General features: G+C 64.3%; 18 protein-coding genes, 1 other RNA gene and 4 pseudogenes. 13 read left to right on the top strand and 10 right to left on the bottom strand.

Going from position 1 to position 22,619, the window contains the following annotated elements; genetic code table 11:
- Positions 1 to 14 precede the first annotated feature (14 nt).
- The 4 genes from dapF to argH are packed head-to-tail and all read right to left on the bottom strand — an operon-like array spanning position 15 to position 3,835.
- A complete protein-coding gene (dapF, locus tag CU110_RS15000) occupies positions 15 to 845 on the bottom strand; it encodes a diaminopimelate epimerase (protein ID WP_077379544.1) in 831 nt (276 codons plus the stop codon).
- Positions 845 to 2,116, bottom strand: coding sequence for a diaminopimelate decarboxylase (lysA, locus tag CU110_RS14995; RefSeq protein WP_084209497.1), 1,272 nt, complete (start codon positions 2,114 to 2,116; stop codon positions 845 to 847). The genes dapF and lysA overlap by 1 nt, the downstream gene beginning before the upstream one ends.
- A 59-nt stretch (positions 2,117 to 2,175) precedes the next feature.
- Positions 2,176 to 2,397 carry a lipoprotein gene (locus CU110_RS14990; protein ID WP_077379540.1) on the bottom strand — a complete coding sequence of 74 codons (222 nt, stop codon included), beginning with the start codon at positions 2,395 to 2,397 and terminating at the stop codon, positions 2,176 to 2,178.
- A 43-nt stretch (positions 2,398 to 2,440) separates the two neighbouring features.
- The gene (gene argH / locus CU110_RS14985; RefSeq protein WP_084209847.1) at positions 2,441 to 3,835 is read right to left on the bottom strand and encodes an argininosuccinate lyase; all 1,395 of its coding nucleotides are present in this window, start codon (positions 3,833 to 3,835) and stop codon (positions 2,441 to 2,443) included.
- 123 nt (positions 3,836 to 3,958) lie between these two features.
- Between argH and hemC the strand changes: the two genes are divergently transcribed.
- From hemC to CU110_RS14960, 5 genes are all read left to right on the top strand, one after another.
- The gene (gene hemC, locus CU110_RS14980) at positions 3,959 to 4,906 is read left to right on the top strand and encodes a hydroxymethylbilane synthase (RefSeq protein WP_240499623.1); all 948 of its coding nucleotides are present in this window, start codon (positions 3,959 to 3,961) and stop codon (positions 4,904 to 4,906) included.
- A complete protein-coding gene (locus tag CU110_RS14975; RefSeq protein WP_240665419.1) occupies positions 4,899 to 5,774 on the top strand; it encodes a uroporphyrinogen-III synthase in 876 nt (291 codons plus the stop codon). Before hemC ends, CU110_RS14975 begins: the two co-directional genes overlap by 8 nt.
- 251 nt (positions 5,775 to 6,025) lie before the next feature.
- Positions 6,026 to 7,156 (top strand): uroporphyrinogen-III C-methyltransferase, encoded by a 1,131-nt coding sequence (locus CU110_RS14970; protein WP_127736531.1) that lies wholly within the window; start codon positions 6,026 to 6,028, stop codon positions 7,154 to 7,156.
- Positions 7,153 to 8,376, top strand: a complete 1,224-nt coding sequence (locus CU110_RS14965) for a heme biosynthesis HemY N-terminal domain-containing protein (protein ID WP_077379537.1) — start codon at positions 7,153 to 7,155, stop codon at positions 8,374 to 8,376. The genes CU110_RS14970 and CU110_RS14965 overlap by 4 nt, the downstream gene beginning before the upstream one ends.
- 37 nt (positions 8,377 to 8,413) lie before the next feature.
- Complete coding sequence (locus CU110_RS14960; protein ID WP_084209495.1) at positions 8,414 to 9,007, top strand: DUF2780 domain-containing protein; 594 nt, start codon at positions 8,414 to 8,416, stop codon at positions 9,005 to 9,007.
- Between the two features lie 150 nt (positions 9,008 to 9,157).
- Here the strand turns inward: CU110_RS14960 and ybiO are convergent, their stop codons facing one another.
- Complete coding sequence (gene ybiO, locus CU110_RS14955) at positions 9,158 to 11,506, bottom strand: mechanosensitive channel protein (protein ID WP_127736528.1); 2,349 nt, start codon at positions 11,504 to 11,506, stop codon at positions 9,158 to 9,160.
- 1 nt (position 11,507) lies between these two features.
- Here ybiO and CU110_RS14950 point away from each other — a divergent pair, with 1 nt between their 5' ends.
- The 3 genes and pseudogenes from CU110_RS14950 to CU110_RS17375 all read left to right on the top strand — a co-directional run bounded on the left by CU110_RS14950 (position 11,508) and on the right by CU110_RS17375 (position 14,473).
- On the top strand, positions 11,508 to 12,368 hold the full coding sequence (locus tag CU110_RS14950) for an ABC transporter substrate-binding protein (protein ID WP_240665418.1): 861 nt from the start codon (positions 11,508 to 11,510) through the stop codon (positions 12,366 to 12,368).
- A gap of 113 nt (positions 12,369 to 12,481) precedes the next feature.
- Positions 12,482 to 13,447 (top strand): annotated as a pseudogene (locus CU110_RS17380) (iron ABC transporter permease); the annotation flags it as partial.
- On the top strand, positions 13,436 to 14,473 hold the full coding sequence (locus CU110_RS17375) for an iron ABC transporter permease (protein ID WP_240665585.1): 1,038 nt from the start codon (positions 13,436 to 13,438) through the stop codon (positions 14,471 to 14,473). The pseudogene CU110_RS17380 and the gene CU110_RS17375, both read left to right, overlap by 12 nt.
- Here CU110_RS17375 and CU110_RS17370 read toward each other — a convergent pair.
- From CU110_RS17370 to smpB, 3 genes are all read right to left on the bottom strand, one after another.
- On the bottom strand, positions 14,470 to 15,309 hold the full coding sequence (locus CU110_RS17370; protein ID WP_240665417.1) for a hypothetical protein: 840 nt from the start codon (positions 15,307 to 15,309) through the stop codon (positions 14,470 to 14,472). The genes CU110_RS17375 and CU110_RS17370 overlap by 4 nt on opposite strands.
- A 38-nt stretch (positions 15,310 to 15,347) precedes the next feature.
- Positions 15,348 to 15,702: a transfer-messenger RNA gene (gene ssrA, locus CU110_RS14935) on the bottom strand.
- Positions 15,703 to 15,793: 91 nt separating this feature from the next.
- A complete protein-coding gene (gene smpB / locus CU110_RS14930; RefSeq protein WP_077379524.1) occupies positions 15,794 to 16,270 on the bottom strand; it encodes an SsrA-binding protein SmpB in 477 nt (158 codons plus the stop codon).
- Positions 16,271 to 16,432: 162 nt separating this feature from the next.
- On the opposite strand from smpB, the pseudogene CU110_RS14925 reads away from it, so the two are divergent.
- Positions 16,433 to 16,858 (top strand): annotated as a pseudogene (locus tag CU110_RS14925) (type II toxin-antitoxin system RatA family toxin); the annotation flags it as partial.
- A 10-nt stretch (positions 16,859 to 16,868) separates the two neighbouring features.
- A complete protein-coding gene (locus CU110_RS18130; protein WP_346427198.1) occupies positions 16,869 to 17,402 on the top strand; it encodes an RnfH family protein in 534 nt (177 codons plus the stop codon).
- Here the strand turns inward: CU110_RS18130 and CU110_RS17800 are convergent.
- Positions 17,298 to 17,585: pseudogene (locus tag CU110_RS17800) on the bottom strand (outer membrane protein assembly factor BamE); the annotation flags it as partial. The gene CU110_RS18130 and the pseudogene CU110_RS17800 sit on opposite strands and share 105 nt — an antisense overlap.
- Positions 17,586 to 17,663: 78 nt before the next feature.
- On the opposite strand from CU110_RS17800, the gene fur reads away from it, so the two are divergent.
- A complete protein-coding gene (fur, locus tag CU110_RS14910) occupies positions 17,664 to 18,086 on the top strand; it encodes a ferric iron uptake transcriptional regulator (RefSeq protein WP_077379516.1) in 423 nt (140 codons plus the stop codon).
- A gap of 13 nt (positions 18,087 to 18,099) precedes the next feature.
- Here fur and recN read toward each other — a convergent pair whose 3' ends face one another.
- On the bottom strand, positions 18,100 to 19,770 hold the full coding sequence (gene recN / locus CU110_RS14905) for a DNA repair protein RecN (RefSeq protein ID WP_077379980.1): 1,671 nt from the start codon (positions 19,768 to 19,770) through the stop codon (positions 18,100 to 18,102).
- A gap of 57 nt (positions 19,771 to 19,827) precedes the next feature.
- On the opposite strand from recN, the gene grpE reads away from it, so the two are divergent.
- Both grpE and dnaK read left to right on the top strand, forming a co-directional pair.
- Positions 19,828 to 20,457 (top strand): nucleotide exchange factor GrpE, encoded by a 630-nt coding sequence (gene grpE, locus CU110_RS14900; RefSeq protein WP_077379514.1) that lies wholly within the window; start codon positions 19,828 to 19,830, stop codon positions 20,455 to 20,457.
- A 116-nt stretch (positions 20,458 to 20,573) separates the two neighbouring features.
- Positions 20,574 to 22,509, top strand: a pseudogene (gene dnaK / locus CU110_RS14895) (molecular chaperone DnaK).
- Positions 22,510 to 22,619: the final 110 nt, after the last annotated feature.

Here is a 22,619-nt window from a genome sequence, read left to right as displayed (position 1 = left end):
TCCTTGCGGGCGGCTTACAGGATGATGCGGCCTTCGAAGACGGTCTCGGCAGGACCGGTCATGAAGACAGGGTGACCTTCGCCGCCCCATTCGATGCTCAGGGTGCCGCCAGGCAGCGTGACATCGACAGGACTGGCGAGCAGGCCACGACGAATGCCGGAAGCGACGGCTGCACAGGCACCGGTGCCACAGGCCAGCGTCTCGCCGACGCCACGCTCGAAGACGCGCAGGCGTGCTTCATGGGGCGAGACGACTTCCAGGAAGCCGGCATTGACGCGCCTGGGGAAGCGCGGATGCGCTTCGATCAGCGGACCGACCTCTCGTACCGGTGCCTCGTCGACGCTGTCGACCAGCAGCACCGCATGGGGATTGCCCATCGAGACGACACCGATCTCCAGGGACTCGCCGCCGACCTCCAGCGCATGCACCGGCAGATCCGTCTCGGCCTCGAAGGGCAGCGCGGCGGGGGCGAAGCGCGGAGCGCCCATGTCGACGCGGACTCGCCCGTCATCGGCCACTACCAGTGTCAGCGGGCCACCGGCGGTCTCGACGCGGATCTCGCGCTTGGTGGTCAGGCGCTGATTGAGCACGAAGCGCGCAAAGCAGCGGGCCCCGTTGCCGCAGTTCTCGACTTCGCTGCCATCGGCATTGTAGATGCGATAGCGGAAGTCCATGTCCGGGTCACGGGGTGGCTCGACCACCAGCAGCTGATCGAAGCCGATACCGAAATTGCGATGCGAAAGCCGTCGGATATCGGCATCGCGCAGGCGGCCACGCTGGGAGATCAGGTCAATGACCATGAAGTCATTGCCCAGACCGTGCATCTTGGTGAAGTGCACCAGCATCAGTCATCACCTTCCGGCAGCAGTTGCTCACCGGTCCACAGTTCTTCCAGACGTTCGCGGCGACGCACCAGATGCATCTGGCCGCCATCCACCATCACTTCGGCGGGACGACAGCGGCTGTTGTAGCTGGAGGCCATCACGAAGCCATAGGCGCCGGAGGAGCGAACGGCAAGCAGGTCGCCCGGCGCGATGGCCAGTTCGCGGTCCTTGCCCAGGAAGTCGCCTGTCTCGCAGACCGGGCCGACCACGTCGTAGCTGGCGCTTGCACGTGACTCGCGCGTGTCGACGGGCACGATGTTCTGCCACGCCTGATACAGCGACGGACGGATCAGGTCATTCATGCCGGCATCGATGATGGCGAAGTTCTTCTCTTCGCCGGGCTTGAGGTACTCGACACGGGTCAGCAGGACGCCGGCGTTGGCGGCGATGGAGCGACCCGGCTCGAACAGCAGTGTCATCTCGTTGCCATGCTCGTAGCGCGCCAGGCGTTCCAGCAGGGCGCTTGCGTAGGCGAAGGGCTCCGGCGGCGTCTCGTTCTGGTAGGGCACGCCGAGGCCGCCGCCGAGATCCAGATGCTCGATGATGATGCCGCGCTCGCGCAGGCGGTCCAGCAGCACCAGCAGGCGCTCGAGGGAGTCGAGGAACGGCGCCAGCTCGGTCAGCTGGGAGCCGATATGACAATCGACGCCTACCACCTTGACGTGCTCCATGGCGGCGGCGGTCTCGTAGACCTCCAGCGCCTGCTCGACAGGAATGCCGAACTTGTTGGCCTTGAGGCCGGTGGAGATGTACGGGTGGGTGCCGGCATCGACGTCCGGGTTGATGCGCAGCGACACCGGTGCGATACGCCCGAGGCGACCGGCGACGGCATTGAGGCGCTCAAGCTCGGGCAGCGATTCGACGTTGAAGCACTTGATGCCCAGCTCCAGCGCGCGCTGCATCTCGGCGGCCTGCTTGGCGACGCCGGAGAACACGACCTTGGCGGGGTCTCCGCCGGCCTTGAGGACGCGCTCCAGCTCACCGGCGGAGACGATGTCGAAGCCGGCACCCAGACGTGCCAGCACGTTGAGCACCGCCAGGTTGGAGTTGGCCTTCACGGCGTAACAGATCAGATGCGGGTGGTCGCCCAGCGCATTCTGATAGGCCTTGAAGTGGCGCTCCAGCGTGGCACGGCTGTAGACGTAGCAAGGCGTGCCGAACTGCTCGGCCAGCGTGGCGAGAGAGGCGTCTTCGGCGTGCAGCACGCCATCCTGATATACGAAGTGATCCATGATCCGGCCTGCAAGATGTCGCGCCGGCGGGCATCACCCGCCGGAGATGTAAGGGGGGCTCAGGCGTCGCTGCCGGAAGTCTCGGTAGCGGCGGTGCGCTCTGTCTCGGCGGCAGCCGGTGCAGGGGCGGGTGCCTCGGCACGTTGACCGCCGGCATCGGCGTCCGCCGGCAGATACAGCGGGCCCTTCTGACCGCAGCCGGTCAGAAGGCCTGCACCCAGCAGCAGGCCCGCAAGGGTACGAAGGGCGTGACGGGCGGACTGGCTCATCAGATGACGCATCGGGCGGCCTCCTGGCAGCTGACGATGAAGCGGTGAGGGCCTGTCAGGCGCGGCTGGTCAGCGCCTCACGTGCACGCTGCACGGCAGCACGCACCTGATTCGGCGCGGTGCCCCCGATGTGATTGCGCGCCGCGACGGAACCTTCCAGCGTGAGCACGTCGAAGACGTCCTGTTCGATGGTGTCGGAGAACTGCTTGAGTTCATCCAGCGTCATCTCGGACAGGTCACGCTTCTGCTCGATGCCGAAGGCGACGGACTTGCCGACGATCTCGTGGGCATCCCGGAAGGCGACACCCTTGCGCACCAGGTAATCCGCCAGGTCAGTCGCGGTGGCGAAGCCCTTGCTGGCCGAGGCGTACATGTTGTCGGACTTGGCGCGGATCGCCGGAATCATGTCGGCGAAGGCGCGCAGGCTGCCGCGTACGGTATCGATGGTATCGAACAGCGGCTCCTTGTCTTCCTGATTGTCCTTGTTGTAGGCCAGCGGCTGGGACTTCATCAGGGTCAGCAGGCTCATCAGGTGGCCATAGACACGGCCGGTCTTGCCACGCACCAGTTCCGGCACGTCCGGGTTCTTCTTCTGCGGCATGATGGAGGAACCGGTGCAGAAGCGATCCGGCAGATCGATGAAGTCGAACTGGGCGCTGGTCCACAGCACCAGCTCTTCGCTCATGCGTGACAGGTGCATCATCAGCAGGCTGGCGAAGCTGGTGAATTCGATGGCGAAGTCACGATCGCTGACGGAGTCGAGGCTGTTCTCGGTCGGACGATCGAAGCCGAGCAGCTCGGTGGTGACGTGGCGGTCGATGGGGAAGGTGGTGCCGGCCAGCGCCGCGGCGCCCAGCGGCAGCACGTTCATGCGGGTACGGCAGTCACGCAGGCGGTCCTGGTCACGGGCGACCATTTCCTGCCACGCCAGCAGATGGTGGCCGAAGGTGACCGGCTGAGCGCTCTGCAGGTGAGTGAAGCCCGGCATGATGGTGTCGGCTTCCTGTTCGGCCAGGCCCAGCATGCCTTCCCGCAGACGCGTCAGCTCGGCGTCGATGACGTCGATCTCGTCGCGCAGGTAAAGGCGGATGTCGGTGGCCACCTGATCATTGCGTGAGCGACCGGTGTGCAGCTTCTTGCCGGTGTTGCCGATCTTGGCGGTCAGACGTGCCTCGATGTTCATGTGCACATCTTCCAGCGCGACGGACCACTCGAATTCGCCGCGAGCGATCTCTTCGCTGATCTCCTTCAGTCCTTCGATGATGGTGTCGCGCTCTTCCTCGCTCAGCACGCCGACGCCGGCCAGCATGGTGGCGTGGGCGATGGAGCCACGAATGTCGTGCTGCGCCATGCGCTGATCAAAATCGACGGACGCGGTGAAGCGGGCCACGAAGGCATCGGTCGGCTCGCTGAAGCGGCCGCCCCAGGACTGATTGGTAGATTCGCTCATCGGGATCTCGAATTGTGGTGACATGTCCAGAGTTCGGCGTCCGGTGCACGGTCGCGCAGCCGGTATCGTTGACCTTGGAGTGTACCAGACTCCGTCGGATGGGCGAGGGGCAAGGAGAATGCCGTGTCCCGCCGTGAGACCCTGCGTATCGCGACCCGCAAGAGCCTGCTTGCCCTGTGGCAGGCTGAACACGTCAAGGCACGTCTGGAAGCCCTGCATCCCGGCTTGACGGTCGAGCTGGTGCCGATGTCCACGCGGGGCGACAAGATTCTCGACACGCCGTTGGCCAAGATCGGCGGCAAGGGCCTGTTCGTGAAGGAACTGGAAGAAGCCATGCTGGATGGCCGCGCCGACATCGCCGTGCACTCCATGAAGGACGTGCCGATGCATTTCCCGGACTCGCTGGGGTTGGCCGTAATTCTCGAGCGCCATGCGCCCACCGATGCGTTCGTCTCCAACGACCACGCCAACTTTGACGCGCTCCCCCGGGGGGCTCGCCTGGGCACCTCCAGCCTGCGTCGTGGCCTGCAGGCCAAGGCCGCCCGTCCGGATCTCGAGGTGCTCAGCCTGCGCGGCAATGTCCAGACGCGTCTCGGCAAGCTGGATGCCGGTGAGTTCGACGCCATCATCCTCGCCACCTCCGGCCTGCAGCGCCTCGAACTGGATGCACGCATCACCGCCGAGATGGACGCCGAGACCTGTCTGCCGGCCTGTGGACAAGGCGCGCTGGGCATCGAATGCAACCTGCAGGACGAGGAGATTCTTGCGCTGCTCGAGCCGCTGGCTCATGAAGACTCCAGTCGTTGCGTGCTGGCCGAGCGCGCCATGAATACGCATCTGGAAGGTGGCTGCCAGGTACCGATCGGTGGCTATGCCGTGCTGGAAGAGGGTGGCAGGCAGCTGTGGTTGCGGGCACTGGTCGGCAATCCCGATGGCAGCGTCATCCTGCGTGCCGAGGCGCGTGGTCCGGCCGATACGCCCGAAGCGCTGGGCATCGCCGTGGCGGAAGATCTGTTGCAGCAGGGGGCCGGCGAGATTCTGGCGGCGGTCTATGGCGATGCGCGTGACTGAGTCGTCTCTTGAAGTGCTGACGACGCGTCCGGGCTCGCGCGGTGCCGTGCTTGATGCGATGCTGAGAGACGTTGGCTGCGCCGTGGAGTGCCTGAAGCTGATGGCGCTCGAGCCGCTGCCGCTGGAGCCCGCCGGGCGTCAGGCGATTCTCGACATCGACCTCTATCGAGGGGTGGTAGTCATCTCGCCTCAGGCCGCCGGCTACCTGGCGGACTGGCTGGAAGACTGGTGGCCGCAATTGCCCGAGGGGCTTGCCTTCTACGCGGTGGGCTCCGCGACGGCAGAGGTACTCCACTCACGCCTCGGCGTTCGGGTGAGAGTGCCGCCACACGCCACGCGTGGCGCACATGTCGAGGTGGATGCCCCGGTCGGCACGACCAGCGAGGCCCTGCTCTCGCTGCCGTCCCTGCAGCAGCTTCAGGGGCAGCGCTGGCTGCTGGCGGCCGGAGAAGGCGGGCGCGCCCTGCTGGAGGACACCCTGGTGGCACGCGGTGCCCAGGTGACGCGTCTGGCGCTTTATCGACGCCTTCCGTTGGCTTTGTCCTCTCAACAGGCTGGCCGTCTGGCGGCGGGCGCGTATGATGCAATGGTGGTGACCAGCAATACGCTGCTTGAGGCGGTAGTGACCTCGGCAACGACGCGGACCTTGAACCAACCGCTAATCGTGTCGAGCAACCGTTTGGCTACACTGGCACACGCTCATGGGTTCGAGCGCGTGACGGTCGCCGCGGATGCCTCACCCGGGGCCCTGAGGCAGGCAGTGCTGGATGCCTGCGCCCCGACTCGCCATGCGAGAGAGACCGGCGCCACTGCGCCTGGTCCGCGCGAGGCCATCGATTCCCAAGAATCCGGAAAAGGGCAAGCGTAGATGAGCAACCGAGAACACGATCAGGAAGACCACGGCTCTGCCGGCACCACGCCAGGCAAGCCGAGCGACAAGGATGCTGCCGCTCGCGCATCAGATGCCTCTTCCGCTCCCGGCGAACACGCCGAAGACACTGCCTCTGGCCGCCCTGGCGCCGAGGCCTCCCGTTCGTCCTCCTCTTCCTCGTCCGTGGACGGGGAAAGGGACAGGGCAGCTCCTCCTCTTCATCCTCCACTGCCAGCGAGTCCACGCCCGTGAGCCAGACTTCCGACGATAACGCCTCGACGCCTTCCGGCGCGAAATCTCCCTTCCCGAAGCAGTCCGATACCGCGGCACGCCGCCGAGACGAGCCGCAGGGCAGCAAGAAGAGTGCTGCCGGCGGCATCGCACTGGTGCTGGTCATTCTTCTTGCCATCGTCGTCGCGGTACTGGCCTGGTTCGGCTGGCAGCGTCTGAACGCCCTGCCGGATGCCCAGGGCCTCGACAAGCAGGTCAGCGAATCCGTGACCCAGCAGGTCGGCCAGGTCGAGAGCAAGGTCGCCAGCCTGTCCGGCAAGCTCGACAAGAACGCGTCGCAGGTCAGTGATCTCGACAAGCGTCTGTCCGGCGAGAGCCAGCAGACCGAGCAGGCGCTCAACAAGGTGCTCGAGGAGCTCAGCAAGACCCAGCAGACCGATGCCCGCGACTGGCATTACGCGGAGGCCGAATACCTGCTGCGTCTCGCCAATCAGCGTCTGCAGCTGGAGCGTGACGTGAACGGTGCCGACGCACTGCTCGAGAACGCCGATGCGCGTATCGCAGAGGCGGACAACCCCGCCCTGCTGCCGGTTCGCAAGGCGATCCAGTCCGAGCTGGCCAGCCTCGACAGCGTGCCGCGTGTCGATCGCAGTGGCATCTACCTGGCGCTGCTCGCCGAGCAGGAACAGCTGGCGCGTCTGCCGCTCAAGCAGGACGTGGCCGAGATCGCCGCCAAGGTCGAGAACGACGCTCCGCCCACCGGCGGCTGGCAGCAGCAGCTGGCGCGCTTCGGCAATGAGCTGAAGAATCTGGTCACCGTGCGTCGTCACGATGAGGCGCTGGAAGCCCTGATCACGCCGGAGCAGGAATCCTATCTGCGCCAGAACGTGCGTCTGGTGCTCGAGCAGGCCCAGCTGGCGCTGCTCAAGGAAGAGCCGAAGCTGTATCAGGCGGCCATCGACAAGGCGATCACGCTGGTCAACGGCTACTACGATACCAAGACCGATGGCGTGCAGAATGCCGTCGCCAAGCTGGAAGACCTCAAGGGCAAGACCATCCGCCCGGAGCTTCCGGATATCTCCGCGTCTCTCAACACGCTGCGTGAGCTGATCGAACGCCGCGCCCAGTCCGGGGGTGGTGAGGCATGAGAAAACTGATACTGCTGATCATCATCGGCCTGGCCATCGGTGCGCTGTTCGGTCAGCTGATGCAGTCGTTCCCCGGCTATTGGCTGATTCGTGTCGGTGATACCTCGGTCCAGACGTCCTTCTGGTTCGGGCTGGTGCTGCTGCTGGGCGCCTTCGTGGTACTGCATTTCGGCCTGCGTCTGCTGTCGCGTTTCGCGCATCCGTTCTCGCGCCTCAAGGTGTGGAACAGCCGCACGCGCCATCGCAATGCCACTCGCAAGACCGTGCGTGGCCTGGTGGCACTGGCCGAAGGCCGCTGGAAGCGTGCCGAGAAGTCGCTGACCCATTCTGCGGAGGACTCCAGCACACCGCTGGTCAACTATCTGTCCGCAGCACTCGCCGCCCACTATCAGGGGCGTTTCGAGCAGGCGGATACGCTGCTCAAGCGTGCTCATGAGTCCACTCAGGGCTCCGAGAGTGCCGTGGGGCTGGTGCAGGCGCAGCTGATGCTGGATCGCCAGCAGCACGAGCAGGCACTCGCGACGCTGACGCGTCTCGACAAGCAGCTCGGCGAGCACCCGCAGGTCCTCAAGCTGCTCAAGCAGGCGTATCTGGCGGTGAATGACTGGGATGGCCTGCGTCGCCTGATGCCGCGTCTCGACAAGCAGGACCTCATCTCGCCGGAAGAGAAGAAGGAACTGGAACAGCGCGCCTACGTGGCACTGATCCAGCAGGCCGCGCGCAATCCGGAAGACATCGAGCGCGTGCGCAACCTGTGGGCCGACATGCCGGACCACCTGCGCAGCGACGTGAATCTGGTCGCCCTGTATGCCGAGGCATTGATCGCCGGTGGGCAGGAAGGGCTGGCAGAGCGCCTGCTGCGTCACTCGCTGAAGGAATGCTGGGATTCACGTCTGGTGCTGCGCTATGGCCTGCTGGACGTGGATGCGCCGCGTCAGCTGGTGTATGCCGAGAAGTGGCTGCAGGAGCGTCCGAATGACCCGGACCTGCTGCTGTCGCTGGGTCGACTGGCATTGCGCAATGCCAACTGGGGCAAGGCGCAGGAGTATTTCGAGGCCAGTCAGCGTCAGCGTCCGAGCGGCACGGTGTGTGCCGAGCTGGCACGTCTGTTCGCCAACCTTGGCGAGCACAACAAGAGCCAGCTCTACTACCGCCAGAGCGTCGAGCTGCTGGATCGTTCACTGCCGGCGCTGCCGCAGCCCAGCAAGGACAACGCCTGATCGACGCCGCCCGTCCCCAAGACATAATGGAGTCTGCATGTTGCAAAAGTCCCTGGCCCTGATGGGCGCCTCCGTACTGGCCGTGTCACTTGCCGGCTGTGCCGCTACCGGCAACAGCTCTTCTGGCAACACCGCCAGTTCCTCCAGCTCCTCCAGCTCCTCCAGCTCCATGATGAGCCTGGCCAGCAGCATGCTGAGCAGCCAGACGGGCCAGTCCCTGCCGGCAGCCGACCTGATGTCTAGCCTGACCTCCCAGCTGGGCGTGTCTTCCACCCAGGCGCTGGGTGGCTCCGCTGCCATGCTGGCACTGGCTCAGTCCCAGCTGGGTTCCAGCGCGACCTCCGAGCTGTCCAGTGAAGTGCCGCAGCTGTCCAGCCTGACCAGCAGCAGCTCTCTCTCGACCCTGTCCAGCCTTGCCAGCCTGAGCGGCAATGACAATGCCACGGCATTGGCCAGCACCGTCGGCAATGTCGATGACAGTGCGTCTCTGGACAGCGCCTTCTCCGCGCTGGGCATGGACAGCAGCATGGTGTCCCAGTTCGCGCCGGTGCTGCTCAGCTACATGGGTGGCGAAGGTGTCAGCTCGACGCTGCTGAGCTCACTGTCTGGCCTGTGGGGCACCGGCTCCTGAGCCAGCCTCGCGCATGAGGTGTGAGGCATCGGTTTACGCCCGCACATGAAAACGCCCCCGAGCCATTGGCTCGGGGGCGTTTTCGTTTCAGTCCGGCGCCCATCGCAGGCAGCCGTGTCGGGACCGTGTCGGGATACCCCGGGCGCGCGATCAGTCGCCGTCGGCATCCGGTTGGGTGGTCTGACGGATGCGCTGTTCCTCGGCATCCACGACTTCGCCGTCCTTGGTGGCATGGCGGGTCAGCGGGGTCTCCTCGCGACGCTGAGCCACCTTGGCGGCGGCCTCACGCTGCTCGGGAGTCTTCGGCTGACCGGCGGCGGAGCCATCGATCACGAATGGTTCATGCATGGTGCGAACGTTGGCCGGCGGCGCACCACCGTCCTTGTCCTGACCGAAGTACATGGTCATGTGCGGGAACGGGATCTCGATGCCGGCGGCGTCGAAGTGCTGCTTCACGAGCTTGTTGTACTCGCGGCCGATGGCCCACTGGTTGCCCGGGCTGGTCTTGATCATCACACGGATGTTGACCGAGCTGTCGGCGAGCGACGAGACGCCAGCGATGGTGACCGGCTCGAGAATCTCCGCGCCATAACTGCTTTCCTGGAGTTCATCGAAGGCCGCACGCAGGTGCACGATGGCGTGATCGACGTTCTCGCGGTAGGAAATGCCGTACTCGCCGACATGGTAGGCGAAGTCACGCATGTAATTGGAGACGGTATCCACCGAGGAGAACGGCACGATATGGAAGGTGCCGGACAGATCGCGGATGCCCACCGAGCGGATGGTCAGGCGTTCCGCCGTCCCGGTCACGCCACCGGCGGTGACCACGTCACCGGTGTTGATGGCATTCTCGAGCTGGATGAACACGCCGGTGATGATGTCCTGCACCATCTTCTGGGCCCCGAAACCGATCGCCAGACCGAGCACCCCGGCACCGGCCAGCAGCGGCGCGATGTCGATGCCGATCTCCGACAGCACGATCATCGCGGTGAAGACGATCATCGCGATGGCGATGGCATTGCGGAACAGTGCCAGCAGGGTTTCCACGCGTGAGGAGGGCTTGCCCTTGCCGGTATCCGGATTGAGCTTGTGCTCGATCAGGCTGGCGATGCCGACCCAGATCACGACCGCGAAGGCGAGGATGAACAGCACATGGAAGATGCGTGACAGCAGCAGGGCCCCGGCGTCCGTTGCCAGCCAGTCGCCAAGCGCCACGATGCTCCAGGCATTCAGCACCATGCCGACCACGACGACCAGGATGATGGCGCGCATGATGCGCAGTGCGGTCGGGATGTAGGAGTTGAGGCGCGTCTCCAGCATCGGCAGCTGACCACGCAGCTTGTCGGACACCTGGATGCGCTTGCCGATCAGCTGCGTCAGCACGCGAGACAGCAGTGCCCCGCCACCGATGGCGAGCAGCGTCTTGAGCGTCGCGGCCATCATGAAGGGCAGCGCCTCTTCCGGTGTCGTCTGCGAGATGATGAACAGGGTCGCGAAGTAGGCCAGCGCGATCAGGTGCCAGGTACGCGCCAGAATGCGCAGGCAGACGGCGATGAAGGCATTGTGGGTCTCGCGGGCCTGATCGAGCAGGCGGTCACGCAGCAGAACACGGTTACGGCTGATGACCACGATGGCCCAGATCAGCGCGATACCCATGATCAGCAGGCTGACGAAGCTGCCCACGGCCGGTGCCAGATTGTTGTTGATCATCGGTACCACGACGAGGATACCGTAGCCGATGAAGCCGGCGAGCAATGCCAGTGAGCGATTCCAGTAGCGGGCGACCTCATCTCGCATCGGCATCAGGCGCAGGCCCTGGTAGCCGGAGGAGAACAGCATGCGCATCAAGGCCTTGACCAGCTCGATCACCAGATAGGCATTCAGGAACATCGACTCGCGCTGTCCTATCACGCCCTGTTCGCCATAGGCGAAGATGGCCAGCAGATAGCCCCCCAGGAACGCCAGACCGATCACGGCCACGTCGACGATCGCCGCGATGATCACTGCCATCAGGGTGCGCAGCAGCGGGCTGCGGTGCTGACCATCCAGCGACCATTGGCTGACGCGACTGAAGAGCGGATGGGCCAGCCGGCGCAGGATCAGGAACAGCCCGATGGTGGAGATGACCACCAGCCCCAGACTGATGGCTTCGGTCATGAAGCGCTCCCAGTCGATGCTGCTGGCATCTTCACTGCCGAGGCCGCTGAGCGTCTGGATCATGCGGTCCAGAGTGGCGGAAAGCTCTGCGACAAGCTCCTGGCTGATCTCGGCCAGCTGGCGAGACAGTGACGGTGAGTCCTCGCTCAGCGTGACTTCCGTCCCCGCCACCTCGGCTGCCTGTTCGCTCGTCTTGCTGTCCAGCTGGCGCAAGCCTTCAATCAGTGCCTCACGCTGGTCGGGGTCCTCGAGCAACGTCGCCAGACTCTCATAGGACGAGCTGGCGGCGTCAGCATCGCTGGGGCTGATGGCGTCACTGGCGGTCGTGTTGATGGGAGCCACGGTGTCTGCCGAGGCTCGTGAGGTCCAGACCGCCTATGGTGAACTGGAGCTCGAGGGCACTCCGCAGCGCGTGGTCACGCTCTATGAAGGGGCATTGGATGTGGCGGTCGCCAGCGAGGTGACGCCGCTGGGCGCGGTCACCACGCGCGGCGGTGATGGCGTGGCCAGCTATCTCCAATCTCGGGTGCCGGAGATCGAGATCGTCGGTACACCGCGAGAGTTCAATCTCGAGGCCATCGTGGCGCTCAAGCCGGACATGATTCTGGCTCCCCCGGGGCTGGACAAGGCGCAATATCAGCTGATGTCGCGTCTGGCGCCGACCATCGTGCCAGGCGGGGAGGCGCTCAGCCGGGAGGCCTGGAAGCAGCAGAGCCGAGTCTATGCCCTGGCGCTCGGGGAAGAGGCCGAAGCGGAGCTCGAGGCGCGTCTGGCCGCCATCGACGCTCACGCGGCGCGCCTGAAGGCCGAGATGACTACACCGCAGACTGCCAGCCTGGTGCGTCGCATGCCGGGTGGCCTGATGGCGATGTCCGATGAGCTGTTCGCGACCGGCTTGCTCGCCGCGACCGGCTATCAGCTGGTGGGCGGGGATCTGGTCAAGCCGGGGCGTCCGCACTCCGACCCGCTGAGCGATGAGAACATGGCGCGCATCGATGCCGACACACTCTTCCTGGCGACCCTGGATGATTCCTCTGAGGCTGCCGCTGACGCCCTGGCGAAGGAGCCGGCCTTCCAGCGTCTCGAGCACGCATCGCGTGACAGTCTGGTCGGCGTCAATGGTCAGTTGTGGACCAGTGCCAGTGGCCCGCTGGCGGCCGAGGCGCTGCTCAAGGACATCGAGCAGGCGCGCAGTGATGGGTAAGCGCGGGAGGCAGCATGGCGGCTGAAGGAGCGTCCTCACGGCCTGGCTCCCCACAGACAGCTCTTCGCCCGGCGACCCGCAAGGTCGCCGGGCGTCTGTCGTTGGGGCAGGTCATGCCAGTGGCGTGTCTGGCGGCGGTACTGGCCTGCCTGGCCAGTCTGTTGTGGGGCGCGGGAGATATCGGCCCTGCCCAGGCGTGGGCGGTATTGATGGGGCAGGGCAGCGAGGAGGCCCGCTTCGTGGTCACCGAGCTGCGTGCACCGCGTACCGTGATCGGCATCGCCGTGGGCATGATGCTGGCCTGCGGCGGCGCATTGATGCAGGTGGTCGCACGCAATCCCCTGGCGGAGCCGGGGCTGCTGGGTGTCAGCGCAGGCGCGGCCTTTGCCGTCGCCATCGCCCTGTTGCTGGGGATGGAGGCCGCAGGCCTGCATGTGCTGGTGGCTCAGGCTGGCGCCTTGCTGGGCTGCCTGTTCGTGATGAGCACGGTGCGGCTGAGTGGTGCACGCCAGGACCCCGTGCGCCTGGTACTGGCCGGTGCAGCGCTTTCCAGCCTGCTGGTGGCTCTCACGTCGCTGGTATTGCTGATCGACCAGCGCGCGGCAGACGAGATCCGTTTCTGGGTCATCGGCAGTCTGGCAGGGCGTTCGCTGGAGGCGCTGGGTGGCAGCCTGCCGAGCCTCATGCTCGCCCTCGCGTTGACGCTGTGGCTGGTCAGGCCGCTGGCGGCATTGGCGCTGGGAGAGGCGGTGGCCAGTGGACTTGGCCATCACCCGGGGCGCGTGCGCAAGCTGACGGTACTGGTGGTCGCGTTGCTGGTCGGGGCCGCCACGGCCCTCGCGGGGCCGATCGCCTTCGTGGGACTGGCCGTGCCTTATGTCGCGCGTGCGCTGTGTGGCGCGGATATCCGCCGCACCTTGTGGTTGTGCCTGCCGCTGGGCGTGGTGATGCTGGTGAGCGCCGACGTGGTCTCGCGTCTGCTCGTTCGTCCTTCCGAGTTGCCGCTGGGCGTGCTGACCACGCTGCTGGGCGCGCCGGTACTGATTGCCGTGGTGCGCGCTCGTCGCCTGCCGATTCTGTCGGCACCGGCCGATACGTTCTGGTGGCGCTGCGGGCCCCTGTCGTTGCTGTGGCATCGGGCCCCATTGCTGGCCAACCTCGGTCTGCTGCTGGCACTGCTGAGTGCCTGCGTGGCCGCCTTGATGCTGGGCAGCGCGGGCCTGGGCCCCTACGCCGCCCTGAAGGCCGCGTTCGGCCATGGTGAATTCGCCGATGTCTTCGTGGTCCGGGAGCTGCGGCTGCCGAGACTGCTGGCCGGCCTCGGAACGGGCGCCGCCTTCTCGTTGGCTGGCTGTCTGATGCAGACACTGGCCAGCAACCGTCTCGCCACGCCGGGCATCATCGGCATCGACAATGGCGCGACCGCCTTTGCGGTTGCCTCCGTCGTCGGGCTCGGCGCCTCGCTGGCGCCACCGGCGATGGCACTGAGCGGCGCCGTGGTCGCCACGGCGCTGGCCTTCGGGCTTTCCGGTGGCATCGGCACGCGCGGCTATCGCTTCCTGGTCGCGGGGATCGGCGTCGGGGCGCTGTTCGGTGCCGGTACCCAGCTGATGCTGGCGCGGGTGTCCATCGATGTCGCCAACAGCGCCTATCCGTGGACGGTGGGGAGCCTCAACGCACGGGATGCCTCCTCGCTCGAATGGCTGGGGATTGCCTTGCTGCTGGCGGTGCCGGCGGCGTTGTGGCTGGGGCGAGGGCTCAATACGCTGCGCTTTACCGATTCTGTCGCCATCGGACTTGGTCAGCATGTCGCCCGTGTGCGCATGGCGACGCTGTGGCTCTCGGTACTGCTGACGGCCGCCGCGGTGGCCGTGGCCGGCCCGGTGGGCATGGTGGCGTTGGTCGGTCCCGAGATCGCCCGCTACCTGTCGCGCCACAAGGGAGTGCCCTTGCTGGGTTCGGCATTGGCAGGGGCGCTGGTGATGGTGCTGGCGGACCTCGCGGGACGCACGTTGCTGTCACCTCTCGAGATTCCGGTCGGTATCGTGATGGCGGTGGTCGGCAGCCCCTATCTGCTGTGGATCCTGCTGCGCAGCCCGCGCTAGTCCGCTGCGGGGACGCCGTGGACGCCACTCTCAAGGCCAGTGAGCTGTCGCTGGGGTATGGCAGCGGACAGCGGCATGTGGCCGTGATCGATGCGCTGACGCTGGCGCTGCCGGATGGCAAGGTGACGGCCATCGTCGGGCCCAACGGCTGTGGCAAGTCCACGCTGCTGGCCGGTCTGGCTCGCCTGCAGGCACCGCATGCCGGCGCGGTATTGCTGGAGGGCCAGGACATACGGCGTCTCGGGCGCCGTGATGTCGCGCAGCGCATCGCGTTGCTGCCCCAGGAGACGCACTCGCCGGAAGGCGTGACGGTGCATGAGCTGGTGCGCTTCGGTCGCCAGCCGCATCAGGGAGCCTTCCGTCAGTGGTCGCAGGAGGATCAGGTGGTGGTCTCGGCGGCGATCGCGGCCGCTGACATCGAGAGTCTGGCCGACCGTGAGCTGGCCTCCATGTCCGGTGGCCAGCGTCAGCGTGCCTGGATCGCGATGGCGCTGGCGCAGCAGACGCCGCTGCTGTTGCTGGATGAGCCGACCTCGGCGCTGGATCTCGGCCATCAGATCGAGGTCTTCGAACTGATCCAGCGGCTGGCCCACGAGGAAGGCAAGACCATCGTGATGGTGGTGCATGACCTGGCCAGTGCCTGTCGCTATGCCGACCACCTCGTGGCGATGCATGCGGGCAGCGTGGTCGCGGAAGGTCCGCCCTCCGAAGTGGTGACACCGGCGCTGGTGCGCAAGCTCTACGGTGTCGAATGCCGGCTGATTCCTGACCCCGAGACCGGTACCCCGCTGTTGATCGGCGTGCGGCGCACGGACGAGCGCCTGAGTGGCAAACAAGAAGGCCTCCCCGAGGGGAGGCCTTCTTGTCACGGATATGGTGGAGGCGACGGGAGTCGAACCCGTGTCCGCCGGCACTCCGCCTTCGGCTCTACATGCTTAGTTTCATTATTTGATTTAACACGACTGCCGCCAATGAACAGGCTGCAGCAATGCGATTCTCTGAGTTTTAATCTCGACCTTAGAGACGTCGGCCAAGACGATCCTGTTTATACGGGCTCGTTCTCAATCCACCTTGAACAGGCGCAACGGTATCATGAGCAGCTTATGCAGCTAGAGCGTAGTTGTCGTCGTTTGCGACTATATATTTGCAACGTTTTATTTACGAGATACGTTACGATCTCGGCATGCACCTCAGGGTTTGCCACCAGCGTCGAATGCCAGAACGCCCCCATAACAGTGTTACTGCTTTGCTGCTTTGCTACGGTGTCATCATAACAGGTGGAGACTGTGCTACGCCAGTTCAAGGCCTCAGGAATTTTTCTCAGCGATCCCGCAGGATTCGTGCCTTCTGGCGATTCCAGTCACGGTCCTTCTCGGTGGCACGCTTGTCATGCATCTTCTTGCCTTCCACCAGCGCGATCTCGCATTTCACGATCGCGTTCTTCCAGTACAGCTTGATGGGGACACAGGTGTGACCCTTGTCCTGGGTGCGCGAGAAGATGCGCGCGATCTGCTTCTTGTGCAGCAACAGCTTGCGCGTGCGTTGCGGGTCCGCCACCGCGTGGGTGTTGACCGTCTCCAGCGGATGGATATGACAGCCGAGCAGCCAGGCCTCACCGTTCTTGATCACGATGTAGGTGTCCGTCAGCTGGCCCTTGCCCGCCCGTAGCGCCTTGACCTCCCAGCCTGCCAGTACCAGCCCCGCCTCGAAGGCTTCCTCGATGTGGTATTCGTGGCGTGCCTTCTTGTTCTGGGCGATCAGGTTGCCGCCCTGTTGGGGTTTCTTTTTCTTGCCCATGTTGCCTCGTTTGTCGTGTGCTCCTGCCACTGCCCGACGGACAGCTGGCGCATCCTTCTGGATGGGGGGAGGCGTGTTACCATTCAAGGCCAGACGGCACTTCATGCGCCGGCCCATTGTTCATGATACGCAAGGCGCGTATCCAAGTCAGCGGAGAGCTAGATGCCTACGGTCAACCGGTCTGCCCTGGTTCGGCACTCGGCCCAGGCGATGTTCGATCTGGTCAATGATTTCGAGCGTTACCCCGAATTCCTGCCGGGCTGCAGTGATGCCCAGTTGCTTGAGCAGGATGACGCCCATCTGGTGGGCAGGCTGACTCTGTCCAAGGCGGGCATGGAGCAGAGCTTCGTGACCCGCAATGATCTGTTCGCCCCCCAGCGCATAGAGTTGAGTCTGGTCGACGGCCCTTTCAAGCGTCTCGAGGGACGCTGGCTGTTCACGCCGCTGAGCGAGGATGCCTGCAAGGTCTCGCTGGAGCTGGATTTCGAATTCAGCAATCGCCTGCTGGGCATGGCCTTCGGCAAGTTGTTCAGTCAGGTCGCCGGTCAGATGGTCGAGGCGTTCACGCGGCGTGCTGACCAGCTGTACAGGAGCAAGCATGAGCGACAGAATCACGGTCGAGGTGGCCTATGCGCTGCCGGAGAAGCAGAAGATCGTCTCCCTGGCCGTCGCGCCGGGAACCACGGCGCGCGAGGCCGTACGCATGGCACATCTCGAGCAACATTTCCCGACACTGGGCGCCGAGGTCTTTCTCGAGGCGGATCTCGGGATCTTCGGCAAGGCGCTGCGCAAGCCCGATGAGCACGTGCTGGATGCCGGTGACCGGGTCGAGGTCTACCGTGCCTTGATCAACGACCCCAAGCTTGCTCGCAAGCGCCGAGCCGACAAGGCGCTCGTCCGGCAGGTCAGCGGCGCCTGCACCACTGTCGTTGCGGTTCGGCTGTGCGGCACGCGGGTCGATGTCGAGGTCCGGCACGATGACGGTTTCCTTGTCGATGTCGCCGCTCTTGTCGATGGTGGAAAGCACATCGCCGTCGAAATTCAGCGTGACGCGCTTGTTGATGATCTCGCCGTCCGCTTTCTTGAGGCGATATACGTAGTCCCAGCTATTCTCACTGAAGGGAGCGGTTAGCAGCGGTGAACCCATCACATAGATGACCTGTTCGCGGCTCATGCCCGGCTTCAATTGCTCGACCATTTCCGGCTTGATCAGGTTGCCCTGTGGAAGGTCGCGCTTGTAGACGCTGAAGTAGCTACACCCGGTGAGCAGCGACAGGGCGCTGCAAAAGGCGACTGTTTTGATCAAGTTTTGCATTTGCCCTGAAGATTCCCTATCGTTTTGCCTTGGCCGATCATACCTGATACATCAAGCGACTGCGAAGAGTACCCCAGCATGGCCGATCAGAACCATGAACTGCGCAAGGCGGGACTCAAGGTAACCCTACCGCGAGTCAAGATCCTGCAGATCCTCGAGAAATCGATGGATCGACACCTGAGTGCCGAGGACGTGTACAAGGCGTTGCTTGAGGCTGGCGAAGATGTCGGTCTGGCGACGGTTTATCGTGTGCTCACCCAGTTTGAAACTGCTGGACTGGTGATGCGTCACAATTTCGATGGCGGCCATGCTGTCTTCGAATTGTCCCAGGAAGAACACCATGACCACATGGTATGTCTGGACAGCGGCGAGATCATAGAGTTCTGTGATCCCGAGATCGAGCGCCGCCAGCGCGAGATCGTCGAGGAGCATGGCTATGAGCTGGTCGAGCATGCGCTGGTGCTCTACGTGCGTCCCAAGGACACCAAGAGCGACAGCTGATGCCTGTCGGGGCTCAGTGACGGCTGTCCGCCGCGCTGAGCATCTCGCGAGCGTGTGCCAGGGTCTGCTCGGACAGGTGAATGCCGCCCAGCATGCGTGCCAGTTCCCGCACGCGGCCACTCTCGTCCAGCAGTGCCATGTGGGTACGTGTGGTGTTCTTCTCTGCCTGCTTCTCGATATGCAGATGTTGATGCGCCTGGGCCGCGACCTGAGGCAGGTGGGTGACGGTCAGCACCTGACCCTTGTCGCCCAGTCGGCGCAGCAGCTGACCGACGATCTCGGCGGTCGCACCGGAGATGCCGACATCCACTTCATCGAAGACCAGGCTCGGAATGGTCGAGCGACTGGCGGCCACCACCTGAATGGCCAGCGAGACGCGGGACAGTTCACCGCCCGAAGCGACCTTGGCCAGCGCCCGCGGCGGCTGCCCCGGGTTGGCACTGATGCGGAAGTGGATGCGCTCCATGCCTTCGGGTTGCGGGCGCTCGCGTGGCTCGACGGCAACCTCGAACGTCGCCTTGCCCATGCCGAGGAAGGCCAGTTGATCCTGGATGTCGCTGGCCAGCTGAGGGGCGGCAGCGGCTCGTGACGTACCGACCTCAGTAGCCAGGATCTTCCAGGCATCCCGGCGGGCCGCCACTTCCTGACGCAGGGCCTCGATGGCCTCCTCGTCACCCCCGAGCCCTTCCAGCTCCTCGCTCAGTCGCTGGTGCAGGCCATGCAGCTCCTCGGGCAAGACATGATGCTTGCGGGCGATCTGGTGGATGCGCCCAAGGCGCTCATCGACGAAGGCCAGACGCTCCGGGTCGAGTTCGGTGACTTCGACGAAGCGGTTCAGCTCGCGTGCCGCTTCTTCTATCTGGATGCGTGCCTCTTCCAACATGCCCAGTGCGCTGGCCAGCGAACCCTGCTCGCTGCCCGGCAGGTGTGTCAGTCGCGCCACGGCCTGATTGAGGCGCGCGAGGGCACCTTCATCATCATGATCGCAGCACTCGGCGGCGGCCTGCGCCTCGCTGAGAATCTGTTCGGCATTGGCCAGGGTTTCCTGCTCCTGCTCCAGTGCCTCCAGCTCGCCCTCGCTGAGTGCCAGCTCATCAAGCTCCTCGACCTGATAGCGCAACAGCTGGCGACGAGCGCGTACCTCGTCGCCATCATTGCTCATGCGCTTGAGGCGGCGATGTGCCTCCTGCCAGTGGCGGAAGTCCTCGCGCAGCTGCGTGACCTGCGTCTCGATCCCGGCGTACTCGTCGAGCTGACGCAGGTGCGTCTCTTCCTTCAACAGCGAGTGGTGGGCGTGCTGGGAATGGATGTCGATCAGGTGCTCACCCAGTTCCCGCAGGTCCGCGATGGTGCAGGGGGTGCCGTTGATCCAGGCCTTCGAGCGTCCGCTGGCGGTGATCACCCGGCGCAGCAGGCAGTCGTCGCTGCCCAGCTCGCGTTCGTCCAGCCATTCACGCGCGTCGCTGAGGCTTGTGATATCGAAGCGTGCGATGAGATCCGCGCGATCCGCGCCGTGTCGCACGCTGCCGGCATCGGCACGTTCGCCCAGGCACAGACCGAGCGCACCGAGCAGGATGGACTTGCCGGCCCCCGTCTCGCCGGTGATGGCGGTCATGCCGCGGCGAAAATCGAGTTCCAGTGTCTCGACGATGGCGAAATCTTGAATGGCGAGCTGTAGCAGCATGACTACCTCCGAAGGGCAGGGCAATGGCGCACAGACGTCGGCCCGCAGGAGAACAGCATGGCTCAGGATCCGCAGACCCCGATGGATGAAGAACTTCAGCGTGCCGCTCGCGACGCCGAGCCGCAGCCGGAAACTCCGGAAGGCGAAGTGATTGAAGACATACTGGATGCCACCGATGTCGCCGCCGAAAGCGAAGGTGAGCTGATCGACAATCCGGAAGCCGAGATGCTGGCCGCTCAGGTCGAGGAACTCGAGCAGGCGGTGAAGGAGGCGAAGGACCAGGCGCTGCGTTCAGCTGCCGAGGCGCAGAACGCGCGCCGTCGCGCCGAGCAGGATGCCGAGAAGGCTCGCAAGTTCGCGCTGGAGAAGTTCGTCAAGGAAATGCTGCCGGTGGTGGACTCGCTCGAGAAGGCGCTTGAGTCCATGAGCGACGACGAGGCAGCCAAGGCACATGTCGAAGGTATCGAGATGACCTTGAAAATGCAGCTGGATGCCCTGAACAAGTCAGGCGTCGAGCAGCTGGACCCCCACGGCGAGCCCTTCGACCCGGAATACCATCAGGCGGTCGCCATGGTGCCATCTCCGGATGCCGAGCCGAACAGCGTCATCGACGTGATGCAGAAGGGCTACACCCTCAATGGTCGCCTGGTGCGTCCGGCGATGGTCGCGGTCAGCAAGGCCAACTGAGGCCCTTGAAAGCCTGACGCGCGACCCCACTTATTGAAGCAAGTTCAGGTGCCGACACAAGGTACCGACAACCAGACTCATCTTTCAGGCTAGCAACAGATTCGAGGTATACGATTATGGGACGCATCATCGGTATTGACTTGGGTACTACCAACTCTTGTGTGGCAGTGCTCGACGGCGACAAGACCAAGGTCATCGAAAACGCTGAAGGTGGCCGCACCACGCCGTCCATCATCGCCTACACCGACGACAACGAGATCCTTGTCGGTCAGTCGGCCAAGCGTCAGGCAGTGACCAACCCGGAGAACACCCTGTTCGCGGTCAAGCGTCTGATCGGTCGCAAGTTCAAGGATGATGTCGTCCAGAAAGACATCAAGATGGTGCCGTACAAGATCGTCGAAGCCGACAATGGCGATGCCTGGGTCCAGGTGAAGGACAAGAAGATGGCACCGCCGCAGATCAGTGCGGAAATCCTCAAGAAGATGAAGAAGACCGCGGAAGACTACCTCGGTGAAGAAGTCACCGAAGCGGTCATCACCGTGCCGGCCTACTTCAACGACTCCCAGCGTCAGGCGACCAAGGACGCCGGCCGCATCGCGGGTCTCGAGGTCAAGCGCATCATCAACGAGCCGACTGCCGCGGCACTCGCCTACGGCATGGACAAGTCTCGTGGTGACAAGACCATCGCGGTCTACGACCTGGGTGGCGGTACCTTCGATATCTCCATCATCGAAGTCGCGGACGTCGACGGTGAGACCCAGTTCGAAGTGCTCGCCACCAACGGTGACACCTTCCTGGGCGGTGAAGATTTCGACATGCATCTGATCAACTACCTCGTTGACCAGTTCAAGTCCGACAGCGGCATCGACCTGTCCGGCGACAATCTCGCCATGCAGCGTTTGAAGGAAGCTGCCGAGAAGGCCAAGATCGAGCTGTCCAGCGCTCAGCAGACCGACGTGAACCTGCCGTACATCACCGCAGACAACACCGGTCCGAAGCACCTGAACGTCAAGGTGACCCGTTCCAAGCTCGAGTCGCTGGTCGATGAGCTGGTCGCTCGCTCCCTGAAGCCGTGCCAGACCGCTCTGGCCGATGCCGGCCTGTCCGCTTCCGAGATCGACGATGTCATCCTGGTCGGTGGTCAGACTCGCATGCCGCTGGTGCAGTCCAAGGTCGCTGAATTCTTCGGCAAGGAAGCGCGCAAGGACGTCAACCCGGATGAAGCGGTCGCCGTCGGCGCCGGTATCCAAGGTGGCGTGCTGGGTGGCGACGTCAAGGACGTGCTGCTGCTGGACGTGACGCCGCTGACGCTGGGCATCGAGACCATGGGTGGCGTGCTGACTCCGCTGATCGAGAAGAACACCACCATCCCGACCAAGAAGTCTCAGGTGTTCTCCACTGCTGACGACAACCAGGGCGCGGTGACCATCCACGTCCTGCAGGGTGAGCGCAAGCAGGCGGCACAGAACAAGTCCCTGGGTCGCTTCGACCTGGCTGACATCCCGCCGGCCCCGCGTGGTGTGCCGCAGATCGAAGTCGCCTTCGATCTGGATGCCAACGGTATCCTGAACGTGTCCGCCAAGGACAAGGCCACCGGCAAGGAACAGTCCATCGTCATCAAGTCTTCCGGCGGCCTGTCCGACGAAGAGATCGAACAGATGGTGCGTGACGCGGAAGCCAACGCCGACGAAGACAAGAAGTTCGAGGAAATGGTTCAGCTTCGCAATCAGGCCGATGGCATGATCCACGCGACCAGAAAGACCCTGACCGAAGCCGGTGACAAGGCCGAAGCCAGCGAGAAGGAAGCCATCGAGACGGCGATCTCCGAGCTGGAAGAAGCCCTGAAAGGCGACGACAAGGACGCGATCCAGGCCAAGCTGGATTCGCTGACCGAAGCTTCCGGCAACCTGGCGCAGAAGATGTACGCCGAGCAGGGTGCCCAGGGTGAGCAGGTGCAGGTAGCAGGCTGGCGACGGTCAGGCTGACAAGAAGCAAGACGACGACGTGGTTGACGCCGAGTACGAGGAAGTCAACGACGACAAGAAGTCCTGAGGGATCTCTTGAACGACGTCTGATGACAGCGCGGGAGCCTTGCGAAGGTGTCCCGCGTTGTCGTTTGCACCGGTAGCGTATCGCGTGGGCGCACGCTGTCGGTGACAGCC

Source organism: Cobetia sp. ICG0124, from assembly GCF_004006355.1.
Lineage (GTDB): Bacteria > Pseudomonadota > Gammaproteobacteria > Pseudomonadales > Halomonadaceae > Cobetia > Cobetia marina.
This window is presented reverse-complemented; position numbering and strand designations above follow the sequence as displayed.